25 protein-coding genes and 1 pseudogene are annotated in these 26,198 nt (G+C 71.4%); 21 read left to right on the top strand and 5 right to left on the bottom strand.

Going from position 1 to position 26,198, the window contains the following annotated elements; all coding sequences use genetic code 11:
• The first annotated feature begins 52 nt into the window (after positions 1 to 52).
• The 4 genes from ACWF79_RS00435 to ACWF79_RS00420 are packed head-to-tail and all read left to right on the top strand — an operon-like array spanning position 53 to position 3,263.
• Positions 53 to 793 carry an amino acid ABC transporter ATP-binding protein gene (locus ACWF79_RS00435; RefSeq protein ID WP_453725804.1) on the top strand — a complete coding sequence of 247 codons (741 nt, stop codon included), beginning with the start codon at positions 53 to 55 and terminating at the stop codon, positions 791 to 793.
• 40 nt (positions 794 to 833) lie between these two features.
• Positions 834 to 1,676, top strand: a complete 843-nt coding sequence (locus ACWF79_RS00430) for a glutamate ABC transporter substrate-binding protein (protein ID WP_453725803.1) — start codon at positions 834 to 836, stop codon at positions 1,674 to 1,676.
• 10 nt (positions 1,677 to 1,686) lie between these two features.
• Positions 1,687 to 2,352, top strand: a complete 666-nt coding sequence (locus ACWF79_RS00425) for an amino acid ABC transporter permease (RefSeq protein WP_453725802.1) — start codon at positions 1,687 to 1,689, stop codon at positions 2,350 to 2,352.
• Complete coding sequence (locus ACWF79_RS00420) at positions 2,349 to 3,263, top strand: amino acid ABC transporter permease (RefSeq protein WP_453725801.1); 915 nt, start codon at positions 2,349 to 2,351, stop codon at positions 3,261 to 3,263. Before ACWF79_RS00425 ends, ACWF79_RS00420 begins: the two co-directional genes overlap by 4 nt.
• A gap of 28 nt (positions 3,264 to 3,291) precedes the next feature.
• Here ACWF79_RS00420 and ACWF79_RS00415 read toward each other — a convergent pair whose 3' ends face one another.
• Positions 3,292 to 6,273: a carbohydrate binding domain-containing protein gene (locus tag ACWF79_RS00415; protein WP_453725800.1), complete on the bottom strand. Its 2,982-nt coding sequence runs from the start codon at positions 6,271 to 6,273 to the stop codon at positions 3,292 to 3,294.
• Between the two features lie 256 nt (positions 6,274 to 6,529).
• Here ACWF79_RS00415 and nadE point away from each other — a divergent pair, with 256 nt between their 5' ends.
• The 6 genes from nadE (at position 6,530) to ACWF79_RS00385 (ending at position 10,569) form a co-directional block, all read left to right on the top strand.
• Positions 6,530 to 7,360: an ammonia-dependent NAD(+) synthetase gene (gene nadE / locus ACWF79_RS00410; RefSeq protein WP_453725799.1), complete on the top strand. Its 831-nt coding sequence runs from the start codon at positions 6,530 to 6,532 to the stop codon at positions 7,358 to 7,360.
• Positions 7,361 to 7,472: 112 nt separating this feature from the next.
• A complete protein-coding gene (locus ACWF79_RS00405; RefSeq protein WP_453725798.1) occupies positions 7,473 to 7,865 on the top strand; it encodes a VOC family protein in 393 nt (130 codons plus the stop codon).
• 78 nt (positions 7,866 to 7,943) lie between these two features.
• A complete protein-coding gene (locus ACWF79_RS00400) occupies positions 7,944 to 8,183 on the top strand; it encodes a DUF6381 family protein (protein ID WP_453725797.1) in 240 nt (79 codons plus the stop codon).
• Positions 8,184 to 8,270: 87 nt separating this feature from the next.
• The gene (locus tag ACWF79_RS00395) at positions 8,271 to 8,951 is read left to right on the top strand and encodes an ABC transporter permease (RefSeq protein ID WP_453725796.1); all 681 of its coding nucleotides are present in this window, start codon (positions 8,271 to 8,273) and stop codon (positions 8,949 to 8,951) included.
• On the top strand, positions 8,948 to 9,622 hold the full coding sequence (locus tag ACWF79_RS00390; RefSeq protein ID WP_453725795.1) for an ABC transporter permease: 675 nt from the start codon (positions 8,948 to 8,950) through the stop codon (positions 9,620 to 9,622). The genes ACWF79_RS00395 and ACWF79_RS00390 overlap by 4 nt, the downstream gene beginning before the upstream one ends.
• Positions 9,619 to 10,569 carry an ABC transporter substrate-binding protein gene (locus ACWF79_RS00385; protein WP_453725794.1) on the top strand — a complete coding sequence of 317 codons (951 nt, stop codon included), beginning with the start codon at positions 9,619 to 9,621 and terminating at the stop codon, positions 10,567 to 10,569. The genes ACWF79_RS00390 and ACWF79_RS00385 overlap by 4 nt, the downstream gene beginning before the upstream one ends.
• A gap of 19 nt (positions 10,570 to 10,588) precedes the next feature.
• On the opposite strand, the gene ACWF79_RS00380 is transcribed toward ACWF79_RS00385, so the two are convergent.
• Positions 10,589 to 11,752 carry an ABC transporter ATP-binding protein gene (locus tag ACWF79_RS00380; RefSeq protein WP_453725793.1) on the bottom strand — a complete coding sequence of 388 codons (1,164 nt, stop codon included), beginning with the start codon at positions 11,750 to 11,752 and terminating at the stop codon, positions 10,589 to 10,591.
• Positions 11,753 to 11,937: 185 nt separating this feature from the next.
• Here ACWF79_RS00380 and ACWF79_RS00375 point away from each other — a divergent pair, with 185 nt between their 5' ends.
• The 6 genes and pseudogenes from ACWF79_RS00375 to ACWF79_RS00350 all read left to right on the top strand — a co-directional run bounded on the left by ACWF79_RS00375 (position 11,938) and on the right by ACWF79_RS00350 (position 17,652).
• Complete coding sequence (locus tag ACWF79_RS00375; protein WP_453725792.1) at positions 11,938 to 13,395, top strand: cellulase family glycosylhydrolase; 1,458 nt, start codon at positions 11,938 to 11,940, stop codon at positions 13,393 to 13,395.
• A gap of 101 nt (positions 13,396 to 13,496) precedes the next feature.
• Positions 13,497 to 13,628 (top strand): annotated as a pseudogene (locus ACWF79_RS00370) (alpha/beta hydrolase); the annotation flags it as partial.
• A 190-nt stretch (positions 13,629 to 13,818) separates the two neighbouring features.
• A complete protein-coding gene (locus ACWF79_RS00365) occupies positions 13,819 to 14,934 on the top strand; it encodes a GntR family transcriptional regulator (RefSeq protein WP_453725791.1) in 1,116 nt (371 codons plus the stop codon).
• A gap of 101 nt (positions 14,935 to 15,035) precedes the next feature.
• On the top strand, positions 15,036 to 15,935 hold the full coding sequence (locus ACWF79_RS00360) for an SIS domain-containing protein (RefSeq protein WP_453725790.1): 900 nt from the start codon (positions 15,036 to 15,038) through the stop codon (positions 15,933 to 15,935).
• 19 nt (positions 15,936 to 15,954) lie between these two features.
• Positions 15,955 to 16,710, top strand: a complete 756-nt coding sequence (locus ACWF79_RS00355) for a PIG-L deacetylase family protein (RefSeq protein WP_453725789.1) — start codon at positions 15,955 to 15,957, stop codon at positions 16,708 to 16,710.
• 108 nt (positions 16,711 to 16,818) lie between these two features.
• Positions 16,819 to 17,652 carry an enoyl-CoA hydratase/isomerase family protein gene (locus ACWF79_RS00350; protein WP_453725788.1) on the top strand — a complete coding sequence of 278 codons (834 nt, stop codon included), beginning with the start codon at positions 16,819 to 16,821 and terminating at the stop codon, positions 17,650 to 17,652.
• A 1-nt stretch (position 17,653) separates the two neighbouring features.
• Here ACWF79_RS00350 and ACWF79_RS00345 read toward each other — a convergent pair whose 3' ends face one another.
• The 3 genes from ACWF79_RS00345 to ACWF79_RS00335 form a co-directional block, all read right to left on the bottom strand.
• The gene (locus ACWF79_RS00345) at positions 17,654 to 18,433 is read right to left on the bottom strand and encodes a VOC family protein (protein WP_453725787.1); all 780 of its coding nucleotides are present in this window, start codon (positions 18,431 to 18,433) and stop codon (positions 17,654 to 17,656) included.
• 121 nt (positions 18,434 to 18,554) lie between these two features.
• Positions 18,555 to 19,454, bottom strand: coding sequence for an SDR family oxidoreductase (locus ACWF79_RS00340; RefSeq protein ID WP_453725786.1), 900 nt, complete (start codon positions 19,452 to 19,454; stop codon positions 18,555 to 18,557).
• A gap of 41 nt (positions 19,455 to 19,495) precedes the next feature.
• A complete protein-coding gene (locus tag ACWF79_RS00335) occupies positions 19,496 to 20,482 on the bottom strand; it encodes an NAD(P)/FAD-dependent oxidoreductase (protein ID WP_453725785.1) in 987 nt (328 codons plus the stop codon).
• A 63-nt stretch (positions 20,483 to 20,545) separates the two neighbouring features.
• On the opposite strand from ACWF79_RS00335, the gene ACWF79_RS00330 reads away from it, so the two are divergent.
• From ACWF79_RS00330 to ACWF79_RS00310, 5 genes are all read left to right on the top strand, one after another.
• Positions 20,546 to 21,142 (top strand): helix-turn-helix domain-containing protein, encoded by a 597-nt coding sequence (locus tag ACWF79_RS00330; RefSeq protein WP_453725784.1) that lies wholly within the window; start codon positions 20,546 to 20,548, stop codon positions 21,140 to 21,142.
• A 92-nt stretch (positions 21,143 to 21,234) separates the two neighbouring features.
• The gene (locus ACWF79_RS00325; RefSeq protein WP_453725783.1) at positions 21,235 to 22,200 is read left to right on the top strand and encodes an NADPH:quinone oxidoreductase family protein; all 966 of its coding nucleotides are present in this window, start codon (positions 21,235 to 21,237) and stop codon (positions 22,198 to 22,200) included.
• Positions 22,200 to 23,396: an acyl-CoA dehydrogenase family protein gene (locus ACWF79_RS00320; protein WP_453725782.1), complete on the top strand. Its 1,197-nt coding sequence runs from the start codon at positions 22,200 to 22,202 to the stop codon at positions 23,394 to 23,396. The genes ACWF79_RS00325 and ACWF79_RS00320 overlap by 1 nt, the downstream gene beginning before the upstream one ends.
• On the top strand, positions 23,393 to 24,481 hold the full coding sequence (locus tag ACWF79_RS00315) for an acyl-CoA dehydrogenase family protein (RefSeq protein WP_453725781.1): 1,089 nt from the start codon (positions 23,393 to 23,395) through the stop codon (positions 24,479 to 24,481). The genes ACWF79_RS00320 and ACWF79_RS00315 overlap by 4 nt, the downstream gene beginning before the upstream one ends.
• Positions 24,482 to 24,569: 88 nt before the next feature.
• Positions 24,570 to 26,177, top strand: coding sequence for an ABC transporter substrate-binding protein (locus tag ACWF79_RS00310; RefSeq protein ID WP_453725780.1), 1,608 nt, complete (start codon positions 24,570 to 24,572; stop codon positions 26,175 to 26,177).
• Positions 26,178 to 26,198 lie beyond the last annotated feature (21 nt).

The following is a 26,198-nucleotide window of genomic DNA, read 5'->3' as shown; positions in this document are numbered from 1 at the left end:
GCGGAGCATGAACGTGAGGAGGGTGGCCGCGGGGCGGCGACAGGAGGCTGCCATGCCCGACGCGCTCGTCACACTGAAGAACGTCGACAAGCACTTCGGCGCGCTCCATGTGCTCCAGTCCATCGACCTGACCGTCGGCCGGGGCGAGGTCGTCGTCGTCATCGGCCCGTCCGGCGGCGGGAAGTCGACCCTCTGCCGCGCCATCAACCGGCTGGAGGCCATCGACTCCGGCGAGATACTCATCGACGGCAAGCCTCTGCCCGCCGAGGGCCGGGAGCTCGCCGCGCTCCGTGCCGACGTCGGGATGGTCTTCCAGTCCTTCAACCTCTTCGCGCACAAGACCGTCCTCGAGAACGTCACCCTCGGCCAGATCAAGGTCCGCAAGAAAGACAAGAAGGCCGCCGAGCAGCGGGCCCGGCAGCTGCTCGACAGGGTCGGGGTCGCGACCCAGGCCGACAAGTACCCCGCCCAGCTCTCCGGTGGCCAGCAGCAGCGCGTCGCGATCGCCCGCGCGCTGGCCATGGATCCGAAGGTGATGCTCTTCGACGAGCCGACCTCCGCCCTCGACCCCGAGATGATCAACGAGGTCCTGGAGGTCATGCAGCAGCTCGCCCGGGACGGAATGACCATGGTCGTCGTCACCCACGAGATGGGCTTCGCCCGCTCCGCCGCCAACCGCGTGGTCTTCATGGCGGACGGCAGGATCGTGGAGGAGACGACACCCGAGCAGTTCTTCAGCAATCCCAGCAGCGACCGCGCCAAGGACTTCCTCTCGAAGATCCTGCACCACTGACCGCGGCCGCCATGCGCCCAGCAGCCCCAGGGGTGACCCCATGAACCCTCGCAAGCTCACCAAGGCCGGCGTCGCCGCGGCCGCCGCGCTCGCTCTCTCCTTCTCCCTGGCCGCCTGCGGCGACGACGGGAACGGCGGCTCGGGCGGGAGCGACGACAAGATCACCGTCGGTATCAAGTTCGACCAGCCCGGCGTCGGCCTGAAGACCCCGGACGGCACGTACACCGGCTTCGACGTCGACGTGGCGACGTACATCGCCCAGCAGCTCGGCCGCGATCCCGGTGACATCGAGTGGAAGGAGGCCAAGAGCGCCGACCGGGAGACGATGCTCCAGCGCGGCGACGTGGACTTCATCGCGGCTTCCTACTCGATCAACGATCAGCGGGAGGAGAAGGTCGACTTCGCCGGTCCGTACCTCCTGGCCCACCAGGACGTCCTGATCCGCGCGGACGACAACTCCATCACCAAGCCCGAGGACCTGAACAACAAGAAACTCTGCTCGGTCACCGGCTCCACGTCCGCGCAGAACGTCAAGGACAAGATCGCCCCCGACGCACAGCTCCAGGAGTACGGCGGCTACTCGGAGTGCCTCACCGGCCTGGAGAACGGTGTGATCGACGCCCTGACCACCGACGACGCGATTCTCGCCGGCTACGCCTCGCAGCCCGAGTTCGAGGGCAAGTTCAAGCTCGGCGGCTTCAAGCTGAGCAACGAGAACTACGGCATCGGAGTCCAGCAGGGCAGTGAGCTGAAGGCGCAGATCAACGACGCCCTGAAGAAGATGGTCGCCGACGGTTCCTGGGACGCGGCCGTGAAGAAGAACTTCGGCCCTGCCGAGTACAAGAACGAGCCCGCGCCGGAGATCGGCGTCGTCGTCAAGTAAGTGGGCCGCCGTGTTCGACTTCCTCGAAGGCTACGACCTGCTGGGAGCGTTCTGGGTGACGGTGCAGCTCACCGTCTACTCCGCGATCGGCTCCCTGATCTGGGGGACGCTGCTGGCCGCCATGCGCGTCAGCCCCGTCCCCCTGATGCGGGGCTTCGGCACCGCCTACGTGAACATCGTCCGTAACATCCCCCTCACGGTGATCATCGTCTTCACCTCGCTCGGCCTGTTCCAGACGCTCGGTGTCGACATGGGCGCCAAGGACTTCACCACGATCAACTTCCGGCTCGCCGTCCTCGGGCTGATCGCCTACACCTCCGCCTTCGTCTGCGAGGCCCTGCGCTCCGGCATCAACACCGTCCCCCTCGGACAGGTCGAGGCCGCCCGTGCCATCGGACTCAACTTCCCCCAGGTGTTGCGCCTGATCGTGCTGCCGCAGGCGTTCCGCTCGGTCGTCGGACCGCTGGCCAACGTCCTGATCGCCCTCACCAAGAACACCACCGTGGCCGCCGCCATCGGCGTCGCCGAGGCCGCCCTGCTGATGCGGGAGATGATCGAGAACGAGGCCCAGCTCATCCTCATCTCGCTGATCTTCGCGGTCGGCTTCATCTGTCTCACGCTGCCCATGGGGCTCTTCCTCGGCTGGGTGAGCAAGAAGGTGGCGGTGAAGCGATGAAGGAGAAGCCCACCGTCCTCTACGACCTGCCCGGTCCGCGCGCGAAGCGGCGCAACCTCCTCTACACCCTGCTGTTCCTGGTCGCCGTCGCCGGCCTGATCTGGTGGGTTCTGGCGACCCTCGCCGATCAGGGCCAGCTCGAATGGGCCAAATGGTCCCCGTTCTTCACGGACTCCCGCACCTGGTCGACGTTCCTCCTGCCCGCCTTGAAGAACACCCTCATCGCGGCCGCGCTCGCCGTGGTCATCGCCCTGCCGGTGGGCGCCCTCCTCGGCATCGGGCGGCTCTCCGACCATGCCTGGATCCGCGGTGCCGCTGGTACGGTCGTGGAGTTCTTCCGCGCCATCCCCGTGCTGATCCTGATGCTCTTCGCCAACGCCGCGTACTCGGAGTTCACCGACATCAGCCCGGAGAACCGCCCCCTCTACGCGGTCGTCACCGGACTCGTCCTCTACAACGCCTCGGTCCTCGCCGAGGTGGTGCGCGCCGGCATCCTCTCCCTGCCCCGCGGCCAGACCGACGCCGCCAAGGCGATCGGCATGCGCAAGGGCCAGACGATGACGAACGTCCTGCTGCCCCAGTCCGTCACCGCGATGCTCCCGGCGCTCGTCAGTCAGCTCGTCGTCATCGTCAAGGACACCGCGCTCGGAGGCGCGATGCTCGGCTTCTCCGAACTCCTCGCCTCCGTACGCCCGATGAGCGCAAACTACGGCGCCAACACCATCGCGAGCTTCACTGTCGTCGCGATCATCTTCGTCGTCCTGAACTTCGCACTGACCACCTTCGCGAGCTGGCTGGAGCGCCGGCTGCGGCGCGCCAAGAAGTCCACGGGCGCGGTCGTCGGTGCCGACGCGGTGGAGGATCTCGCCCGCCCCGGCGAGCACCTCGGACCGTCCGACGTCGGCAAGTGACGGCCATGCGTGCACGGCCGTCCGGCCACTACTTCAGATACGGCCCCGCGGTCCCGATCCGGCCGGGGCCGTTCAGTACGTACACCCGTAGGTTGCCCTTCCCCGGCGCGGCGACGGTCAGCGTGCCGTTGGTGACGGTCCGCTGGTCGCCCGTGACGGCGTCGGTGTACGTGCCGTTCGGGATGCCGGTGTACGTCGCGCCACCGGTGACCGTGACGAGCGCGAAGCTGTCCGTACCGCCGGAGGTGTAGCGGCGCTTGAACGCCATCGCCCCGCTGATGCCCTCGGTGGAGTACTGGCCCATCTGCAGGGCCGGTACCGCCCGGCGGATCTGGCCGAGCCGCTGGAGGTGCCGGGCCAGCGGCTGGGCGAGGGTCTGGGCGACGGGTCCGCTCGCCGACTCGACGCTGGAGAATCCGGACGCCTTCACGTCCCCGGAGAGATGGTCGCCGAAGTAGGCGCGGCCCGTGGTCGCCAGCGGGCAGGTCGGGCCGCAGTCGATCTTCTTCCCCTTCTGGAACTCGATCTCGGAGCCGTAGTACAGCGTCGGGATGCCGCGGAAGGTCCACATCAGCGACATGTTCTCCGCCCAGGCGTCCGTGCCGCCCGCGTAGCGTTCGCTGCTCTTGTTGGGCCCGTAGTCGTGGCTGTCGACGTACACGACGTTGTAGGTGGCGTCGTTGTAGCTGTCGTCGGAGTCCTTGCCGTTGCCGAAGGCGTTCCGCGCGTCACCGAAGTTCATGTGCATGCGCATGTCGATGACGTTCATCCCGGAGAAGCGGCTGTGGTCCGGGGCGTGGTAACTGTTGCCGCTCAGGAAGGCGTTGTTCGACGTCGGCTGGTTCGCCGTGCCCTGCTGCTGTTCGTAGGCGTACATCTCCAGGGCGGCGGCGGCATCGTCGGGCGCGTACTCCTTGCGCTCCTTCCATGTGAAGAACTGGGCGGAGTGGTTGACCGATCCACGGTTCCACTTGTCGTTGACGAAGGCGGCGACCTCGCCGAAGACGAAGAAGTTCTTGGCGGCCTCCGCCCCGAACTTCGCGGCGACCCGCTCCTGGATGGCGGGCAGGAAGCGGCGGTTCCAGGTGGTGCGAGGGACATGGACGGCGGTGTCGACCCGGAAGCCGTCGACCCCCATGTCGATGTACTTGTTGTACGCGCCGATCAGGTAGTTCTGCACGGCCGCGGACTCGGTGTCGAAGTCGGCGAGATCGTCGTGCAGCCAGCAGGACCGTGAGTCCTCGCCCTCCCAGTTGCCGATCCAGCACTGGTGGTACAGCGACGTGGGGAACATGCCGGAGGTGGGGCCGGGCCACTGGCAGTTGTAGATGCGGTAGCCCTCCGGGGAGGTGTGCTGGGTGGGCACGCCCCAGTTGACGCACGTGTTGCCGGTCGGCTCGGCCGTCGACCACAGGTCGCCGTTGTAGTACGACTTCCCGGACTTCGGCTCGACGGTCAGTCCGTCGTACTCGAAGGAGGGGTTCGGCTCGTCGTAGTGCCGGCTCCACTGGCTGTCGCGCACGCCGAACACCTTGGGGGTGAACAGGCCCTTCGCGCCCCAGCGCGAGGAGTGGTTGTAGACGACGTCCTGGTAGATCTTCATGCCCTTGGCGTGGGCCGCGTTGATCAGGTCCTGATACGAGGCGCCCGCCGACTCCAGACGGGCGTCGACCTTGTAGAAGTCGTACCCGTGGTAGCCGTGGTAGTCGTAGTCGGACCGGCCCAGCACCACCGGCGTGATCCACACGGCGGAGAAGCCGAGGCCCTTGATGTAGTCGAGCTTGTTCACCAGCCCCTTGAAGTCCCCCCGGAACATGGGGTCGCCGTTCGCCTCGTTGCCCGACTTGGTGTGCTGGCTCCCGCCTCGGTTGTTGGACGTGTCGCCGTCGTTGAAGCGGGCGGTCAGAACGAAGTAGATCGGGTCCTTGCGCGGGTCGGTGCCGAGCGGGCGGCCCGCCTCGGGTGCGGGGGGTGCGGTGCCGGTCGTCGCCTGCGCCGCGACGGAGGCGGCCGAGGTGTTCCCGGCTGCGTCGCGTGCCCTGACCGTGTAGGTGTAGGCGGTGCGCTCCTCCAAGCCGGTGTCGGAGAAGACGGTGGAGCCCACGTCGGTGACCACCGTGCCGCGCGTGCCGCCGGTACGGGTCACCTGGTAGCCCGTCACTCCCTTGTCGTCGCTCGAGGGCTGCCAGGTCAGGACGACGGAGGTGCCGTCGGCGCTCGCGGCGAGGCCGGCGGGCACGGTCGGCGCCTGGGTGTCGGGGACCTCGGCGGCGCAAGGGTCGGCCGCGCCGCCCCTGACGACCTTGTCCTTCACCGTCGTCGTGCCGGCCGTGAGGGAGTAGTTGGCGCCGTTGTTGTTGTCCCAGACGCCGTTGCCGTTGTTGAAGACGGCGCTCAGGGTGGTGGCCGTGCCCAGGTCCACGGTCCGCTTCCACCAACCGGTGCAGGCGGCCTCCATGCCCACCCCCGGAACGGTGGTCCAGGCTCCGCCCGCCGGGGCGTGGTGCAGGTTGACGGTGGTCCAGCCGAGGGCGGCGGCCGAGTAGTAGACCGTGGCCGCGTTGGCCGGCGCGGTGGGCCCGCCCGGGTCGGTGGCGCACGGGTCGGAGTGGGCGACCACCCCGTCCTTGACGGTGATGGTGCCGGTGCCCAGGTCGTAGTTCCGGCCGCCGTTGTTGTCCCAGGTACCCGTGCCGTTGGTGAAGGTCGCCTGGAGCCCGTCGGCGGAGCCCAGGGTGACCGTCTTCTTCACCCAGTCCGTGCAGGCGGGCTCCATCGCCACACCCGGGACGGCCGTCCAGGCTCCGCCGTCCGGCGCGTAGTGGAGGCGGTAGGACGACCAGTTCTTCGACTTCGTGGAGTAGAAGACCGTCGCGGTGTTCTCGGCGGCCGCGGCGGGCGTCGTGGCGAGGGGGGCGGGCTCGGCCGGGGGAGCGGCCGTCAGCAGCCCGAGCAGGCAAGCGGCTGCCGCCGCCACGCCCCCGGACCGTCTCGCAGGAGTGCGTCGCATGCGTCTCTTCTCCGGAGCAGGGCCGCGACGGGGAGGTCGCGGCGGCACTGAAAGGCTGACCGGCAACTTGCTGCAAGCGCTTGCGAGAGCGAAAGTTACCCGTGCATGACAGAGGCGTAAAGAGTGCTTGCGCGATTCGTCGGGGCCCGGGGCCCCGCCCCGACCGATCGCCTGAGGGCCCGTCGCCCGCCTCCGCGGTGGGCCGCATAGAGTCGACCTGGCCTTTCGAACCGCCGACCATCCCGAGGAGCTTCACGTGACCGACGCGGCGTCCACCGCCCTGCAGCAGCAGATCGCCGAGGAACTCGAGGTGTCCCCGAGCTTCGATCCGCTGGTCGAGATCGAACGCCGGGTGGCCTTCCTCACCGAGCGCCTCACCTCCACGGGGCTGCGCAGCCTGGTCCTCGGCATCAGCGGCGGCGTGGACTCCACGACCGCGGGACGGCTCTGCCAGCTCGCCGTGGAGCGGGCCAGGGCGGCCGGCCACGACGCCACCTTCTACGCCATGCGGCTGCCCTACGGCGTCCAGGCCGACGAGAAGGACGCCCAGCTCGCCCTGGGCTTCATCGCCGCCGACCGGGTCCTTACCGTGGACGTCAAGGCGTCGAGCGACGCCGCCCTCGAAGCCTGCCTGGCCGGTGGCGTGACCTTCCGGGACGCCCACCACCAGGACTTCGTCCAGGGCAACATCAAGGCCCGCCAGCGCATGATCGCGCAGTACGCCGTCGCCGGCGCCCACGACGGCCTGGTCGTCGGCACCGACCACGCGGCGGAGGCGGTCTCCGGCTTCTTCACCAAGTACGGCGACGGCGCGGCCGACGTCGTCCCGCTGACCGGCCTGACCAAGCGCCGCGTGCGGGCCTGCGCCGAAGCCCTGGGAGCCCCCGCCGAGCTGGTGTGGAAGACCCCGACGGCCGACCTGGAGACCCTCGACCCGGGCAAGCCCGACGAGGACGCGCTGGGCGTCACGTACGACGACATCGACGACTTCCTGGAGGGCAAGCCGGTCGCGGAGGCCGCGTACGCCTCGATCGTCCGGCGCTACCGGCTCACCGACCACAAGCGGCGGCTGCCGATCGCTCCCTGAGGGTGACGGGCGGCGACCATCCGGACGCGAGCGCGTGTGTCGGGCGTCCGGATGGTGCTCCGTTGGGTGTGCCCTCGGAATTCCCGAAGGCACACGCGAAGGAGACAACGGCATGTTCGGACAGGCGAAGGCGTTCAGCGGCTTCTCGGTCGACGATCTCGACCGGGCCCGTCAGTTCTACGGCGACACCCTCGGCCTCCAGGTCGAGATGGTCGGGGAGGGGGACATGCGGATGCTGACGATCAAGCTGGGGAGCGGCGCGAACGTCTTCGTCTACCCCAAGGACGACCACACGCCGGCGTCGTTCACGATCCTGAACTTCCCCGTGGACGACATCGAGGTGGCCGTCGACGAGCTGACCCGGCGGGGTGTGTCGCTGGAGCGCTACCCGCAGTTCGAGCACGACGCCAAGGGCGTCGTGAAGGGCCCGGGCAACGACGGGCCGAAGGCGATCGCCTGGTTCACCGACCCGGCCGGAAACGTGCTCTCCGTCCTCCAGGAGTAGGGACGGCGCAGGTCGGACCGCACCCGGCCGGGTTTCCACCGTCGAAGGGCGGGAAGCCGCACGCCGAGGAGGTGCGCCATGGACGGCGGCAGCGGACGGAACGACCGGGAACGGGAGGGCGAGGCGGCCCACGCCCACGCCCAGTACGAGCGGGACAAGGCGGAGAACATGCTTCATCGCGCCCGGCGCAGCGAGGACCCCGAGGAGGCCGCCCGGCTGCGTGAGCAGGGCGAGCGCCTCAAGGAACGCAGCGAACGTGCGCTGCGCGAGGAGCACGAACCCTGGCCCGGCGACCAGCACGAGCCGTACCCCGGCTGACGCGGACGGCGGCGGTGGCTCGACGCCACCGCCCCGAACGGCCCGGCCCGGGGTGCGCCGCCCCGGGCCGCCGCCTGGAATGGGGGGATGACCGCGCCCCCCGACGACTGCCTCGCGCGCAACGAGTGGATCTGCGGCGACTACCTGTCCTCCCGGAGCGAGATCCTCGGCGACGCCGTCGTCCAGCACCTCCAGCTCACCGTCGTCTCGGTCGCCATCGGGCTCCTCCTCGCCGTGCCGCTCGCCGTCGCCGCCCGCCGCTGGCGCTGGGCGTCCGGCCCCGTCCTCGGGGTCACCACGATCCTCTACACGATCCCGTCCCTCGCGATGTTCTCGCTGCTCCTGCCCCTCTACGGGCTGAGCGCCGCACTCGTCATCGCCGGGCTCGTGCTCTACTCCCTCACCCTGCTCGTACGGAACATCCTGGCCGGCCTCCGCGCGGTCCCGGAGGAGACCCGGCAGGCCGCGCGCGGCATGGGGTACGGCCCCGTCCGGCTGCTGCTCACCGTCGAACTGCCGCTCGCGCTCCCCGCGGCGATGGCCGGGTTGCGTATCGCCACCGTCTCCGCCGTCTCCCTCGTCACCATCGGCGCGATCGTCGGCCACGGCGGTCTCGGCAACCTCATCTACTCCGGGATGAACACCTACTTCAAGGCGCAGGTGCTCACCGCCTCCGTCCTCTGCGTGATCATCGCGATCGTCGCCGACCTGCTCCTGCTCGGCGCGCAGCGGCTGCTCACGCCCTGGACCCGGAGGCGCGCCGCGTGAACACCCTCTCCGCCACCTGGGACTGGCTCACCACCGGCGCCAACTGGTCCGGCGACGACGGCGTCTGGCACCGCCTCGCGGAGCACCTCTTCCTGACCGTCGTCTGCCTCGCCCTGAGCTGTGCCCTCGCGCTGCCGGTCGCGCTGATCCTCGGCCACCTCGGCAAGGGCGGTGCGCTCGCCGTCAACCTCTCCAACATCGGCCGTGCCGTGCCCACGTTCGCCGTCCTCGTCCTGCTGCTGCTCAGCCCGATCGGTACGTACGGGGACTGGCCGACGATCATCGCGCTCGTCCTCTTCGCGGTCCCGCCCCTGCTCACCAACGCCTACGTCGGCATGCGCGGCGTCGACGCCGATGTCGTACGGGCCGCACGGGGAATGGGCATGACCGGGCGGCAGATGCTCCTCGGGGTGGAGCTGCCGCTCGCGCTGCCGCTGATCCTCACCGGGGTCCGGATCGCCGCCGTGCAGCTCGTGGCCACCGCGACGGTCGCGGCGCTCGCGGGCGGCGGGGGACTCGGCCGGATCATCACCGCCGGGTTCAACCTCGCCTCCACCCCGCAGGTCGTCGCGGGCGCGGTGCTCGTCGGCCTCTTCGCGCTGGTGGTCGAGGGCGTCTTCGAGGGCGCCCAGCGGCTCGCCCCGGTCTGGGCGCGGGGGAGTGCCGAATGAGGGCGCGGCGAGCGGTGGCGGCGGCGGTGGCCCTGATCGCCCTCGCCGGCTGCGCCGCGGGCCCCTCCCTGGAGAACCAGGGCGAGGTCACCGCTCCGCCCGGCGACAGCCGCCACCTCACCATCGGCTCGGCCGGCTTCACCGAGAGCGACCTGCTGGCCCAGATGTACGCCCTGCTCCTCGAAGAGGCCGGTTACGGCACGAAGATCCTCTCGGTCACCAACCGCGAGATCTACGAACCGGCCCTGGAGAGCGGCCAGATCGACGTCGTACCGGAGTACGCGGCCACCTTCGCGGACTGGCTGAACGCGAAGGTCAACGGGGCGAAGGCGCCGACCGTCGGCTCGCCCGACCTGGCCGCGACGATGACCGCGCTGCGCGGGCTCGCCGCACCCCGAGGGCTGACCGTCCTCGATCCGGGCCGGGCCGTGGACCAGAACGCCTTCGCCGTCACAGCCGCGTTCGCCGACGAGCACGGGTTGAAGACCCTGAGCGACCTGGGCGCGGCGAAGCTGCCCGTACGGCTCGCGGCGGGCGACGAGTGCGTCCAACGGCCGTACTGCGCGCCGGGGCTGCGCGGGACGTACGGGATCGACGTCATCGGGGTCGACCCCAAGGGCGTCGGCACGACGCAGGCCAAGCAGGCCGTGCAGAGCGGTCAGGACCAGATGGTCCTGACCACGACCACCGACGCGACCCTCGACGAGTTCGGACTGGTGCTGCTCGCCGACGACAAGCACCTCCAGAACGCCGACCACATCGTCCCCGTCGTCAACCGCTCCCGCGCCGGGAGCGAAGGCGTGACGAAGGCCATCGGCCGCCTCAACACGGTCCTGACCACCGCCGACCTGGCGAACATGAACGAGCAGGTGGACAGCTGGCGCCGCCTCCCCGAGGACGTCGCGCGCACCTACCTCACGCAGAGGAAACTCATCCCCGCCCCGTAGGGCCCACGCCCCGGCCTCCTCACGCGTCGGCGACCGAGTCGAACTCCACCTCGTCCCGGCCCACGCCCTGCGCGTCCGCGTCGACCGAGCGGCGGAGCGCCTCGTGGAGCTTCGCCGGGGTGAGGACGCCGAGGAAACGCGTCCCGTCGAGGACCGCGACCCAGCCCGCGTCGTGCTGGAGCATCTCGCTGAAGGCGTGCTTCAGCGGGGCCCCGACCGGCACCCAGGCCTCCATGCGACGCGCCAGGTCGCCGACCGTTCCCTTCTGGCCGGCCAGAGAGAGGGCGTCGGCGGCCACCCAGCCGTGCAGATCCCCGTCCGCGCCGAGCACGACGGCCCATCGGGCCCCGTCGGCGCGCAGCCGGGCCACCGCGTCCACCGCCGGCTCGTCGAGGCGGGCGACCGGCGGCTGCTCCAGGTCGTCCGGTTCGATCTCGGTCACCGAGAGCCGCTTCAGCCCCCGGTCGGCGCCGACGAACTGGGCGACGTAGGGCGTGGCGGGCGCGCCGAGCACGGCCGCCGGGGTGTCGAACTGCTCGATGCGGCCCTGTCCGTACACGGCGATCCGGTCGCCCATCCGGACGGCCTCCTCGATGTCGTGGGTGACCAGGAGGACGGTCTTGCGGACGCCGGCCTGAAGGTTCAGGAACTCGTCCTGGAGGCGCTCGCGGACCACGGGGTCGACCGCGCCGAAGGGCTCGTCCATCAGGAGGACGGGCGGGTCGGCGGCGAGCGCGCGGGCCACGCCGACGCGCTGGCGCTGCCCGCCGGAGAGCTGGGACGGATAACGCGAGCCGTACGTCTTCGGGTCGAGTCCGACGAGATCGAGCAGTTCGGCCGCGCGGGCGCGGGCCTTCGCCTTCTTCCAACCGATCAGCGCCGGCACGGTCGCGGTGTTGTCGAGGATCGTTCGGTGGGGGAAGAGCCCGACCTGCTGGATCACGTAGCCGATGCTTCTGCGCAGCTTCACCGGGTCGAGGGAGGCGATGTCCTTGCCGTCGACGAGGATCCGCCCGGAGGTGGGCTCGATGAGCCGGTTGACCATCATCATCGTGGTCGTCTTGCCGCAGCCGGACGGGCCGACCAGGGTGACCAGTTCGCCCTCGGAGACCTCGAAGCTGAGGCCGTCGACCGCCGGGGTGCCGTCCGGGTACACCTTGCTGACCTGCTCGAACCGGATCATGGATCCACGCTAGGAGGCATGGGGGTGGGGCGCACGGGGGCGGGGACCAGTCGGGGGCGGCCGGGACACCCCCCGTCGTACGCCCGAGGCCGTCCTTGTCATGACCCTTGCGAGTCGGTCGACGGGGCTGCTATTCATCATTCGTTAGGAAAGTTTCCTTCCAATACCCGTTCCTGGGAGCCCCCATGACATCGGCACGAACAGCACGTCTCCGGTTGCGTTCCCTGAGTGCCGCCGGCACCGCCGCGGCCGTGCTCCTCCTCGGCCTTGCCGCCGCGCCCCCCGCGGCGGTCGCGGCCCCCGTCACCCACGAGGCGGAGGCGGCCACCGTCTCCCAGGGCGCCGTCGAGTCCAACCACACCGGCTTCACCGGCAGCGGCTTCGTCAACTACGACAACGTCACCGGCAGCTCCGTCCAGTGGAACGTCAACGCCGCCCAGGCGGGCTCCGCGACGCTGACGGTGCGCTACGCCAACGGCACCGGCACCAATCGTCCGATGGACATCGCCGTCAACGGGAGCGTCGTCGCCGCGGGCAGGTCCTTCGCCGGAACCGGCGCCTGGGCCACCTGGGCCACCACCACCCTCACGGTGAACCTCAGGGCCGGCGCCAACACCGTCCGTGCCACCGCCACCACCGCCAACGGGGGTCCCAACGTCGACCACATCAAGGTCGACACCGCCACCACCCCGCCCGTCACCGGCACCCCCGTCGAGGTCAACGGCCAGCTGTCGGTCTGCGGCGTCAAGCTCTGCAACCAGTACGGCAAGCCGATCCAGCTCCGCGGCATGTCCAGCCACGGCACCCAGTGGTACCCGCAGTGCCTGACCAACGGCTCGCTGGACGCCCTCGCCACGGACTGGAAGGCCGACATCCTGCGCGTCTCCACCTACGTCCAGGAGGACGGCTGGGAGACCGACCCGGCCAAGTTCACCAACCTCGCCAGCACGCTGATCGACCAGGCCACCGCGCGCGGCATGTACGTGATCGTCGACTGGCACATGCTCAGCCCGGGCGACCCGAACGCCAACCTGGCCAACGCCAAGAAGTTCTTCACGGACATCGCCACCAGGCACAAGAGCAAGAACAACATCTTCTACGAGGTTGCCAACGAGCCCTCCGGCGTGACCTGGCCGACGATCAAGAGCTACCACGAGCAGATCGTCCCGGTGATCCGGAACATCGACGGCAACGCCCCGATCCTGCTCGGCACCCGCGCCTGGTCCTCCCTCGGCGTCTCGGACGGCGCCGACGAGACCGAGGTCGTGAACAACCCGGTGAACGCATCCAACGTCATGTACACCTTCCACTTCTACGCGATGTCGCACCGCGAGGAGTACCTGAACACCCTCTCCCGGGCCGCCGACCGGATCCCCATGTTCGTCACCGAGTTCGGCACCCAGGACTACGCCGGTGAGGGCGCCAACGACCTGGCCATGTCGCAGAAGTACATCGACCTGATGGCCGCCAAGAAGATCAGCTGGACCAACTGGAACTTCTCGGACGACCACCGCTCGGGCGCCGTCTTCAAGACCGGCACGTGCAACAGCAACGGCCCCTGGACCGGCACCTCGTCCCTGAAGGAGGCCGGCGTCTGGATCCGCGACCGGATCAGGTCCGCCGACAACTTCCCGACCTCCTGACCCCCACCCCGGCGCTCCCGTGACCTCCTGACCTCGATGCGCCCCCGCCCCGCGCCCTGTGAGGGACTGGACGGGCGGGGGCGTATCGAACAGGGGCGGCACTGACCAGTTGCCGCCGGCCCGGCCAAGTCCTCACCGACCACCGCTTCACCGTCCCGCTCGACCACACCGTCCCCGACGGTGAGCGGATCGAGTTGTACGGCCGCGAGGTCGCCCGCCCGGGGCGACCTCTGACGCTCGGGGTTGCCGGTGAGTCTCCGGCGGTAGCATGCGCCGCGCAACAAGGCAGCAATCGAGGCGCGTTCGGAGGAGGCCGGGTTGGCACGGAGCGAGGTTCCCGAATCCGGGAGTGATGTTCCGGCGTCCAGGCGTGGCGTTCCGGCGTCCGGGCGCGAGGTTCCGGCGTCCAGGCGTGGCGTTCCGGTGTCCGGGCGCGAGCTGAAGTTCCGGGCGCTGATGGCCGAACTCCGACGCGGCATCCTCGACGGCACCTGGCCCCCCGGCTCCAAACTTCCCACCGAGCGCGCCCTCGCCACCGAGACCGGGCTCTCGGTGACCACGGTCCGCCGGGCCTACGAGGACCTCGTCGCCCTCGGCCTGGTCGAACGCCGTCAGGGCGCGGGCACCTTCGCCGCCCAGCCGGCCGCCGACACCGGGGCGAGCGCCCCCGACCGCCGGATCGTCGGCGTCCTCGTCCCCGACACCTCCTTCTACTACCCCCGCGTCCTCCAGGGCATCGAGCGGGAACTCGCCGCCGCGGGCGCCCGCCTCGTCCTCGCCTGCTCCCACTACGACCCCGACGAGGAGGACGCCGCTCTCGCGCGCCTGCTCTCCGCCGGCGTCCACGGACTGCTGCTCGTCCCCACCCTGCACACCGCCACCGACCCGGGCAGGCGCGCCGACGACCTCCTCGCGCTGCCCGTACCCGCCGTCCTCGTCGAGCGCCGGCTCGCCGCGTACGGGCCCGGCGACCCCACCGAGCACGTCTGCACCGACCACGAGGGCGGCGCCTACGACGCCGTACGCCATCTGCGGGCCCTGGGGCACGAGCGGATGGCCCTGCTCGTCCGCTCCGACGCGCCCACCACCGCCCCGATCGAGTCGGGATTCGCCCGGGCCGTCGCCGATCTCGGCCTTCCCGAGCCCCTCCACGTACGGGACGAAGGCGCGCGCTGGGACCCCGAAGGGGCCGACCGCGCCGTCGCCGCCCTCCGCGCGGCGGGTGCCACCGCCGGGCTCTGCTTCGGCGACCGGGAGGCGTCCCTCGTCCTCGCCGCGGCCCGGCGCGCCGGCCTGAACGTCCCCCGCGACCTGGCTCTGATCAGCTACGACAACGAGTTCGCGGATGTCGCGGAGACCCCGCTGACCGCCGTCTCGCCACCCAAGTTCCAGGTCGGCCGACTCGCCGCGCAGATCCTGCTGCGCCGGCTCGCCGACGGCGACGCCTCCCCGCTGCACCAGGTGCAGCTGCGCCCCCGGCTGGTCGTCCGCGCCTCCTGCGGCGCGAACCGGCCGGCGGCGGACGCGCGCGGAAGGTGACCGTTCGCAAAAGTCCAAGAAATGCGTCCTGATTGCTCATGGCGCGTCCGTGGCGCGGCGGATAGAACTCCTCCGGAGCGCACCGAGGAGAGGACCCGGACATGACCACCCACGTCAGTGCCGAGATCGCCGCCCAGCCCGACTGCTGGCGCCGTGCCGCGGACACGGCCGCCGACCACGCCCGGCTGCTGCCCCGCCCGGGCGAGCGGGTCGCCGTCGTCGGCTGCGGGACCTCGTACTTCATGGCCCGGGCCTACGCCGCCCTGCGCGAGTCCCTCGGCGCGGGCGAGACCGACGCCTTCCCGGCCTCCGACGAGACCCCGCTCAGCCGTGGCTACGACCGGATCGTCGCCCTCACCCGCTCCGGCTCGACCACGGAGGTGGTCACCCTGCTCGCCCGCGCCTCCGGCCGTATCCCGACGCTGGTCCTGACCGCCGTCCCCGACAGCCGGGCCGCCCACCACGCGGACCGGGTCATCGGCCTCGGCTTCGCCGACGAACGCTCCGTCGTCCAGACCCGGTTCGCCACCAGCGCCCTCCAACTGCTGCGCGCAGGCCTGGGCGTGGACCTCACCGCCTCCGTCGCGGACGCCGAACTGGCCCTCTACGAGCCGCTGCCGGTCAGCTGGGAACGGCGCGCCCAGTTCACCTTCCTCGGCACGGGCTGGACGGTCGGGCTCGCCGACGAGGCCGCGCACAAGCTGCGCGGGGTGGCCCGCGCCTGGGCGGAGTCGTACGCGGCGATGGAGTACCGCCATGGGCCGATCGTCATCAGCGACCGCACCAGTCTCGTGTGCTGCCTCGGGCCCGAGCCGACGGGGCTGAGGGACGAAGTGGAGGCCACCGGGGCGCTGTTCGCGGCGGACGCCATCGACCCCGTCGCCGCCCTGGTGCGCGCCCAGCGCCTCGCCGTCACGCTCGCGGCGCGGCGCGGGCTGAACCCGGACCGCCCCCGGCACGCCTCGCGTTCCGTGATCCTTTCCGCGGCGATCCGGGGCTGAGGAGCCGTATCCTGCGACCATGATCGACGACATGAACTCCCCGCACCTGGCCGACATGCCCGACGACTGGCAGCGCGCGCTCGCCGTCGTCGCCCACCCCGACGACCTGGAGTACGGCTGCGCCGCCGCCATCGCGGGCTGGACGGACGCGGGCAAGGAGGTCGTCTACGTCCTCGCCACCCGGGGCGAGGCAGGCATAGACACCCTCGACCCCACCACCTGCGCCCCGCTGCGCGAGCAGGAGCAGCGGGCGAGCGCGGAGGTGGTCGGGGTGTCGACGGTGGAGTTCCTGGACCACCGGGACGGTGTGATCGAGTACGGGCTCGGTCTGCGCCGCGACATCGCGGCGGCCGTCCGCCGCCACCGCCCCGAACTGGTCATCACCCTCAACCACCGCGACACCTGGGGACCGAGCGTCGGCGGCTTCTGGAACACGCCCGACCATGTGGCCGTCGGCCGCGCCACGCTCGACGCGGCGGGTGACGCGGGCAACCGCTGGATCTTCCCCGAGCTGACCGAGCAGGGCCTGGAGCCGTGGAACGGCGTCCGCTGGGTGGCGGTCGCCGGTTCGAGCACCCCGACCCACGCCGTCGACGCCACGCCTGGTGAGGAGCGCTCCATCCGCTCGCTGCTCGCCCACCGCGCGTACATCGAGGCCCTGACGGACCAGGACCCCGAGGAGTACGTCCGCGCGTTCCTGGCGGAGAACAACCGGCGTTTCGCGGCCCGGTACGGCGACCGCCCGACCGTCGCCTTCGAGCTCTTCTCCCGCTGAGGGCGAGGCGACCCCGGACGGCGACGGCGGGCCCGCGGGCCTTCCTCCTGCTGTGGCGAGCCCCTAGCCTGAGGCCATAACTGACGGTACGTCAGGAGGGGGTGCGGGGTGATCGACACGCTCGACCGGGAGATCCCGGAGGGGGAGGAGCGGTTCACGTTCGTCGTCGAGGAGGGCCTCGGGGTGCTCACGCTCTGCCGGCCCGAGAAGCTCAACGGGTGGAGCTGGGAGGCCAGTCGGCAGCTCGGGATCATGGCCGACCGGATCCGCTTCGACGAGAGCGTGCGCGTCGTGCTGCTGCGCGCCGAGGGGCGCGCGTTCTGTGCGGGGATCGACGTCACCGCGCCCGGTGGCGGCATCACCGGGCGGACCACCGCCGAGAAGATCCAGCGGTACGACGAGGGCATCCGCTGGGTCCACGAGCGCTTCGCCGTCCTCGCCCGGCTGCCGCAGCCGGTCGTGGCCGCCGTCCAGGGCTACTGCCTGGGCTTCGGCTTCGAGCTGGCGCTCATGGCGGACATCCGGATCGCCGCCGACGACGCCCTCTTCGCCCTCCCCGAGGCGGGCCTCGGCGTCGCCGTCGACGCGGGGGGCGACCTGCGGATCGCCCGCGAGGCGGGCGCGGGCTGGGCCAAGTACCTCGCCCTCACCGGCCGCCGGATCGACGCCGCCACCGCGGAACGGCTCGGCCTCGTCCAGCTCGTCACACCACGCGACGAGCTGGAGCGCACCGCCCGCGAGACGGCGGCCGCCATCGCGGCCGCCGCGCCGCTCGCCGTCCGGGCGATCAAACGGAACATCGACGCCTACGCCGACCAGGGCCTGGCCGCCGCCCTCGACCGCACGGCCTCGGCCGCCGCCCTGACCCTCTCCTCCGCCGACGCCCGCGAGGGCTACGCGGCGAAGGCGGCACGCCGGACGCCCCGCTTCGAGGGCGGCTGACCTACTGCTGCGGCGCCGGCTTCAGGACCGCGAACGGGGCGCCGTAGGGGTCGGCCACCCAGGCGATGCGGCCCACGTCGGGGATGTCCGCCGCCGGCATGACGACCGACCCGCCGTTGCCCTGGGCCCGGGCGACGATGTCGTCCGCGTCGCCGACCGCGAAGTACGGGATCCAGCGGGCGTGGTCGGCGCCCTCCTGAAGCTCGGCGACACCGCCGAAGGAGGTGTCCTCCAGGTCCCCCTCGGCGGTCGACAGCACCCGGTACGTCATGCCGGGCGCCTCCATCTCCTGCGCGCGCCAGCCGAACAACTTCCCGTAGAAGTCCAGGGCGGCCCGGGGGTCCGGCACGTGCAGCTCCGCCCAGCACAGCGTGTGGTTCTCGGAGGCCCTCTCCAGCCCCTTCGTCGTACCCGGCTGCCACACCGCGAACTGCGCGCCCTGGGGGTCCGTCAGCTGCGCCATCCGCCCCGCGTCCATGATGTCCATGGGCTCGGCCCGCACCGTCCCGCCCGCGCTCTCGGCGGTCTTGACGGTGGCGTCGGCGTCGGGGGTCTGGAAGTACAGCGTCCACGCACTGCTCGCCCCCTCCTCGGTCAGCGGACCGAGGGCGGCGACCGTCTTCCCGTCCTGCTGGAAGAACCCGTAGCCGCCCGCGTCCGGACCGGCCGAGGCGAACTCCCAGCCGAAGACGGCGGTGTAGAACGCGGCGGCGCCCTCCGTGTCAGGGCTGCCCAGGTCGACCCAGTTGGGCGATCCCTTGGTGAAGTCCGTACCGAGCATGTGGTGTGCCTGCCTTTCGGTGTCTCAGGAGGTCCTTCGGGCCACCCTCGCCGATCCTGGCCGCTCTCCACGGCCCCCGCAGCCGCAGTCGCGCGGGTTCATCCGCGTGGACCAGCGCGCGTCACTCCCCGAACGGCCCGCGTCCCAGCTGCTCACGGACCGGCACCACGGGGTCGTTGACCAGGACGCGGCGCTGCCAGTTCGCGCCGTCCACCACGAGCGTGTGCCCGGAGACGAACCGGGCGTACGGCGAGGCGAGGAAGGTCGCCGCCCACCCCAGCTCACGTGGGTGGCCGACACGGAGGGCGGGCTGACGGGCGTCCTGGAGCGGCGCCCGATCCAGCGCGCCCCGGATGTCGGCCGTCATGTCCTCGTGCGGCATCAGTCCCGGGACCAGCCCGTTCACCTGGATCCCGTACGGTCCCCACTCCACCGCCAGCGTCTCCACCAGGTTCTTCACGCCGGCCTTGGCGGCCGCCGAGTGGGCGAAGCCGGGGCCGCCGGTCCAGGCGTAGGAGGCGCCGACGTTGACGACGGAGCCGGGCGTGCGCGCCGCGAGGTGGCGGCGGGCGAACTCCCGGGTCATGAACCAGGTCCCGGTCAGGGTGATGTCGACGACCGCGCGCCAGCCGTTCGGCGACAACTCCTCCGCCGGTACGGGGAAGTTGGCCGCCGCGTTGTTCACCAGGACGTCCGGCCGGGAGCCGAGGGCACTCTCGCAGGCGTCGAAGGCCCCGGCGACGGAGCCGGGTTCGCGGATGTCGCAGACCGCGGTCGCCACCCGGGTACCGGCGACCTCCGTCAGCTCCCGCCGAGCGGTCTCCAGCCGGGCCGCCGTCCGGCCGACGATCATCAGCTCCGCCCCGAGCCGGGCGAACTCGGCCCCGATCGCCTTCCCGAGACCCGTCCCGCCGCCCGTCACGAGAACCACCCTCCCCTCGTACGTCCCCGGTGGCAGCGCGCTCGCGCCGAGCGGGGGAGGGGAGGGCAGTCCGGGCGGGTCCTTCTCTTCGGTCGTCATGCCGCATCGATAGCGCGACGGCGCCGAGAACTGAAGGGCCGTCAGCTCGTGGCCGCGGCCTGTCGGTCGGCGGCGGTGACCTTGCGGTCCAGATCCTCCATGATCAGCTCCAGGTTGATCGCGACACCGGCCCGGTAGCCGCCGCTCGCCGCGTTGATCACCTGCTCCTGCGCGCCGATCGCGTTCCCCGCCGCCCAGACGCCGGGCACGCTCGTCCGGCCGGTGTCGTCCACGGCCACGAACGGGCCGAGCGGCGTCTCGCGGGCCTCGGCGCCCAGTGCGGTCAGCAGACCGTCCCGAGGCGTCATCCGCGTACCGACGAAGAGGACGTCACGCTCCACGACCCGGCCGTCCGCCATCCGTACCCCGAGGAACCGGTCGTCCTCGACCGCGATCCCGGCCACCTCGCCCGCCACCACCTCGATCCCGGCCGCCGCCACCTGGGCGGCCTGCTCCTCGGAGAGCGGCCCGGCCGTGTGCGGGAAGAGGGTCACGTCCGCCGACCACTGGGAGACGATCAGCGCCTGATGGGCGCCGAAGACGGGGTGCGCGAGCACCCCGAAGGCCTGGTCGCGCACCTCCCAGCCGTGGCAGTACGGGCAGTGCAGCACCTCCCGCCCCCACCGCTCGGCGACCCCGTCGAGTGCGGGAAGCTCGTCGACGAGCCCGGTCGTGACGACGAGCCGGCGCGCGCGGACCAGATGGTCGTCGTCCACGGTCACGACGAAGCCCCCGGCGTCGCCCAGCTCCCGGACCGCTCCCGTCACCTGCCCTGTCGTCCACTCCACCCCGTACGCGGCGATCTCGCGCCGCCCCACCTCCAGGAACTCCGCCGGGTTCATCCCGTCCCGGGAGAGGAAACCGTGCATGTGGGCGGATGGGGCGTTGCGCGGCTCGCCGGAGTCGACGACCAGGGTCCGGCGCCGTGACCGGCCGAGGACCAGGGCCGCGCTCAGCCCGGCGGCTCCACCGCCGACCACCACCACGTCGTAGGACTCGGGCTCATGGGGGCTCGTGTGTTCGCTCATACCAGCAGCGTCTCCCCGACCGCCGGGGTTGACAAACGCGTTTGCCGTTTCTGCAATGGAGAGATGACTGAAGCAGACACCGGGGACGACCGCATCGACGCCGTGCTGAACGAGGTCGGACCCCGGCTGCGCCGGATCCGCCGCGATCGCGGCGCCACGCTCGGGGACCTCTCCGCCTCCACCGGAATCTCGGTGAGCACCCTCTCCCGCCTGGAGTCCGGGCAGCGCAGGCCGAGCCTGGAGCTGCTGCTGCCCATCGCCCGGGCCCACCAGGTCCCGCTGGACGAACTCGTCGGCGCGCCGCCGGTCGGCGACCCCCGGGTCAAGGCCAAGCCGATCGTGCGGCACGGCCGGACGATGTTCCCCCTCACCCGCCAGCCGGGTGGGCTCCAGGCGTACAAGGTGGTGCAGGAGAAGCCGTACGAGGACCCGGACCCGCGGGTTCACGAGGGGTACGAGTGGCTCTATGTGCTGTCCGGACGGCTGCGCCTCGTCCTCGGCGAGCACGACGTCGTGCTGGGGGCGGGGGAGGCCGCCGAGTTCGACACGCGCGTACCGCATTGGTTCGGACCGACGCCGGACGGGCCGGTGGAGTTCCTCAGCCTCTTCGGCCCCCAGGGGGAGCGGATGCATGTGCGAGCCCGCCCCAAGCAGTCCTGAAGAAGTCGCCGGCATATGGTTCACCAGACGCAAGCGACCGCTTAGTATGCGACCGACCGCGCAGTACGGACGACGGCTGGTGGAGGACCGCGATGCAGGCATGGCGAGTGCACGAGAACGGCGAGCCGGGCGAGGTGATGCAGCGCGACGAGGTCGACACGCCCACGCCCGGCGAGGGGCAGCTCCTCCTGCGGGTGCGCGCCGCCAACGTCAACTTCCCCGACGCCCTGCTCTGCCGGGGCCAGTACCAGGTGCGGCCCCCGCTGCCCTTCACCCCCGGGGTGGAGATCTGCGGGGAGACCGAGGACGGCCGGCGGGTCATCGCCACCCCCGCCCTCCCGTACGGCGGCTTCGCCGACTACGCGGTGGCGGACGCGGCGGCCGTGCTGCCCGCCCCGGAGGCCCTTGACGACGCCGAGGCCGCCGCGCTCCACATCGGCTACCAGACCGGCTGGTTCGGCCTGCACCGCCGCGCCGCCCTGAAGGAGGGCGAGACGCTGCTCGTCCACGCCGCCGCGGGCGGCGTCGGCAGCGCCGCCGTCCAGCTCGGCAAGGCCGTCGGCGCGACCGTCGTCGGGGTCGTCGGTGGAGCCGACAAGGCCGAGGTCGCCCGCGCGCTCGGCTGCGACGTCGTCGTCGACCGGCGCTCGGAGGACGTCGTCGCCGCCGTCAAGGAGGCCACCGGAGGCCGGGGCGCCGACGTGATCTACGACCCCGTCGGCGGCGAGGCCTACACCCAGTCCGCGAAGGTCGTGGCCTTCGAGGGCCGGATCGTGGTCGTCGGCTTCGCGAGCGGAGCCATCCCCTCGCCCGCCCTCAACCACGCCCTCGTCAAGAACTACTCGATCGTCGGACTCCACTGGGGCCTCTACAACCTCAAGGACCCGGCGGCCGTCCTGCGCTGCCACGAGACCCTCACCGAGTACGCCGCCAAGGGTCTGATCAAGCCACTGGTCAGCGAGCGCGTCCCCTTCGACGGCGCGGCCGACGCCGTGCAGCGCGTCAGCGAGGGCGTCACCACCGGCCGTCTCGTCGTTCTCCCGGAAGGGGCCGCGTGATGGCCGTCGCGATCGACGCCGACGAACTGCGCGCCCGTACACGCGGATTGCTCGCCGACCACCCGCCCGCCACCACGGACCGTACGGACTTCCTGCGCGCCCGCTTCGACGCCGGGCTGGCCTGGGTCCACTACCCCGAGGGCCTCGGCGGGCTCGACGCCCCGCGCTCCCTCCAAGCCGTCGTGGACGCCGAACTCGCCGCAGCCGAGGCCCCCGACAACGACCCGCGCCGGATCGGCATCGGCCTCGGCATGGCCGCGCCGACCCTCCTCGCGTACGGCTCCGAGGAGGTCAAGCGGCGGTTCCTCCGGCCGCTCTGGGTCGGCGAGGAGGTGTGGTGCCAGCTGTTCAGCGAGCCCGGCGCCGGGTCCGACCTCGCCGCGCTCTCCACCCGCGCCGTCCGTGACGAGGCCAGCGGCGACTGGATCGTCAACGGGCAGAAGGTGTGGACGTCCAGCGCCCATGTCGCCCGCTGGGCCATCCTCATCGCCCGGACCGACCCCGATCTGCCCAAGCACCGGGGCATCACCTACTTCATCTGCGACATGACCGACCCGGGCGTCGAGGTGCGACCGCTGCGCCAGATCACCGGCGAGGCCGAGTTCAACGAGGTCTTCCTCACCGACGTCCGTATCCCCGACGCCCACCGGCTCGGCGAGACCGGCGACGGCTGGCGGGTCGCCCAGACCACCCTCATGAACGAGCGGGTCTCGATCGGCGGCGCCCGCATCCCCCGCGAGGGCGGCATGATCGGCCCCGTGGCCGCGACCTGGCGCGAGCGCCCCGAGCTGCGCACCCACGACCTCCACCGGCGCCTGCTCGACCTCTGGGTCGACTCCGAGGTTGCGCGCCTCACCGGCGAGCGGCTGCGCCAGCAGCTCGTCGCCGGCCAGCCCGGCCCCGAGGGCAGCGCGATGAAGCTGGGCTTCGCCCGCCTCAACCAGGCCATCAGCGGCCTGGAGGTCGAACTCCTTGGAGAAGAAGGGCTGTTGTACGGGGACTGGACGATGCGCCGCCCCGAACTCGTCGACTTCACCGGCCGCGACGCCGGCTACCGCTATCTGCGGTCCAAGGGCAACTCGATCGAGGGCGGTACGACCGAGGTCCTGCTCAACATCGTCGCCGAACGCGTCCTCGGCCTTCCCGCCGAGCCCCGCAACGACAAGGACGTCGCCTGGAAGGACCTCGCGCGATGACGGACCTGCTCTACTCCGAGACCGAGGACGACCTGCGGGCCGCGGTCCGCTCCCTGCTCGCTGACCGGGCCGACACCGGCGTGCTGCTCGGCCGGATCGAGACCGGCGACCCCTACGTCCCCGGCCTCTGGAAGTCCCTCGCGGGCGAGATCGGCGCGGCCGGTCTCCTCGTCCCCGAGGAGCTGGGAGGCCAGGGCGCGAGCCACCGCGAGGCGGCCGTGGTCCTGGAGGAGCTGGGGCGTGCGGTGGCGCCGGCGCCGTACCTCACCAGCGCGGTCGTCGCGACCGAGACCCTGCTCGCCCTGGACACCGGGAGCGCCCCGGTCGCCGAGCTGCTCGCCTCTCTCGCCGACGGGCGTACGGTCGCGGTGCTCGCGCTGCCCCTGTCCACGGCCCCGGGCGCGCCGCTGCCCACCGGCGACACCGTGACCGGGGTCGCCGACGCCCTCGCCGCCGACGTCCTCCTCGTTCCCCGTGCGGACGGCCTCCACGCGGTCCCGACGGCCGACGCCACCGTGGAGCAGCAGACTCCGCTCGACCTGACCCGGCCGCTCGCGCGGGTCACCACGCGCTCCGGATCCGGCACGCTCCTCGCCGACGCGGCGGCGTCCACGGCGGCCGTCGAGCGCGGTCTGCTCGCCGGGGCCGGCCTGCTCGCCTCGGAGCAGCTCGGGCTCGCCGAGTGGTGTCTGGAGGAGACCGTCCGCCACACCCGCGCCCGGTTCCAGTTCAACCGGCCGGTCGGCTCCTTCCAGGCGCTCAAGCACCGCATGGCGCAGCTCTGGCTGGAGATCGTGAACGCCCGGGCGGCGGCCCGCGCCGCCGCCGACGCGCTCGCCACCGGCAGTCCCGAGGCGCCGCTGACCGTCGCCGTCGCCCAGGCGTACTGCTCGAAGGTCGCCGTCCATGCGGCCGAGGAGTGTGTGCAACTCCACGGCGGCATCGGCATGACCTGGGAGCACCCCGCCCATCTCGCACTGAAGCGGGCCAAGTCCGACCAGATCGCCCTGGGTTCGTCGGGTCGGCACCAGGACGCGATCGCCGCCCTCGTCGACCTTCCGGCGCCCGCGTCACCGCACCGGTAAGGGGCCCATGTGCCCGCACCCCTTTACATACTGTTTAATTGCGAGTTGTTCGCAACAACAGTTGATCTTCAAGAGGGGTGTGGGCACGATGACCGCCCGATCCATACGCGGCGTGGCCGCCGTGACGCTGGCCGGAGCGGTGGCCCTCACCGCGGCAGCCTGTTCGAACCCGGGCGGGACCGCCGCGGGCTCCGGCGGTCCGAAGGACTCCGCGGTGGTCGGCATCGCCTACGAGCCCGAGACGCTCAGCCCGCTCCTCGGCTACGGCAAGGACGGCAACTCCAAGATCTTCGACGGGCTCCTCGCCTTCGACGCCGACCTGAAGCTCCGCCCGGCCCTCGCCGCCGAGCTGCCGAAGGTGAGCGCCGACGGCCTGACGTACACGTACAAGCTCCGCAAGGGCGTGACGTTCAGTGACGGCAAGCCCTTCTCGGCCAAGGACGTCGTCTTCACGTACAGGACCGTCCTCGACCCGAAGACCAACAACCCCTCCAAGACCGAGCTGGACGCCCTCAAGGACGTCAAGGCCGCCGGTGAGGACACCGTCGTCTTCACCCTGAAGTACCCCTACGCGCCCTTCGCCGAGCGCACCGTCCTCGCCATCGCCCCCGAGCACGTCGCCGGGAAGCAGGACGTCAACACCGGCGCCTTCACCACCAAGCCCGTCGGCACCGGCCCGTACGTCCTGACCGACTGGTCCAAGGGCGAGAAGCTCAGCTTCAAGGCCAACCCCACCTACTGGGGCGGCGAGCCGGAGGTGAAGAAGTTCACCATGGCGATCATCAAGGACGACGACGTGCGCGCCACCCGGCTGCGCTCCGGCGACCTCGACGGCGCCATCCTGCCGCCCAACCTCGCCGCCGGCTTCAAGGGCGACAAGGCGAAGAAGACCTACGCCGCGAAGACGTACGACTACCGCACGGTCACCCTCCCCACCCACAACAAGGTCACCGGGGACACCGCCGTCCGCCGCGCCCTCGACGTCGCCGTCGACCGGCAGGCCATGGTCGACAAGATCCTCGAAGGCGCCGGCAAGCCCGCCTACGGGCCCGTCCCCACCGACAGCGAGTGGTTCGCCAAGGGCACCGAGCGCCGCCACGACCTCGACGCCGCCCGGAAGATCCTCGACGAGGCCGGCTGGAAGCCCGGCGCCGACGGGGTCCGCGTGAAGGACGGCGTCCGGGCCGAGTTCCCGCTCTGGTACCTCTCCGGCGACAAGCTCCGCCAGGACCACGCCCTCGCCTACGCCTCCGACGCCAAGAAGGCCGGCATCGACATCAAGACCCAGGGCGGCACCTGGGAGGTCATCGAGCCCCGGATGAAGACCGACGCGGTCCTCGCCGGCGGCGGCTCGCCCGGCGACCCCGACTTCGACCAGTACCTGCTGCTGACCTCCAGCCTCGGCGGCGACGGCTTCAACAACATGGCCTGGTACGACAACAAGACCGTCGACAAGGCCCTGGTCGACGGCCGCCGCACCAACGACCCCGTCAAGCGGCGCGCCGCCTACGACACCGTCCAGCGCGAACTGGTGAAGAACCCCGGCTACACCTTCCTCACCCACATCGACCACCTCTACGTGGTCGACGACAGCTGGAACGGCCTGTCCACCCAGACCGAGCCGCACGACCACGGCCTCGCGTCCGGCCCCTGGTGGAACGTCGAGGCCTGGAAGCCCAAGGGCGCCGCGAAGTGAGCCGCCGCCTCCCCTGGGGGG

The organism is Streptomyces sp. NPDC054975, assembly GCF_053609105.1.
Note: the sequence above shows the minus strand (reverse complement) of the source record. Positions and strands in the feature narration are given on the sequence as shown.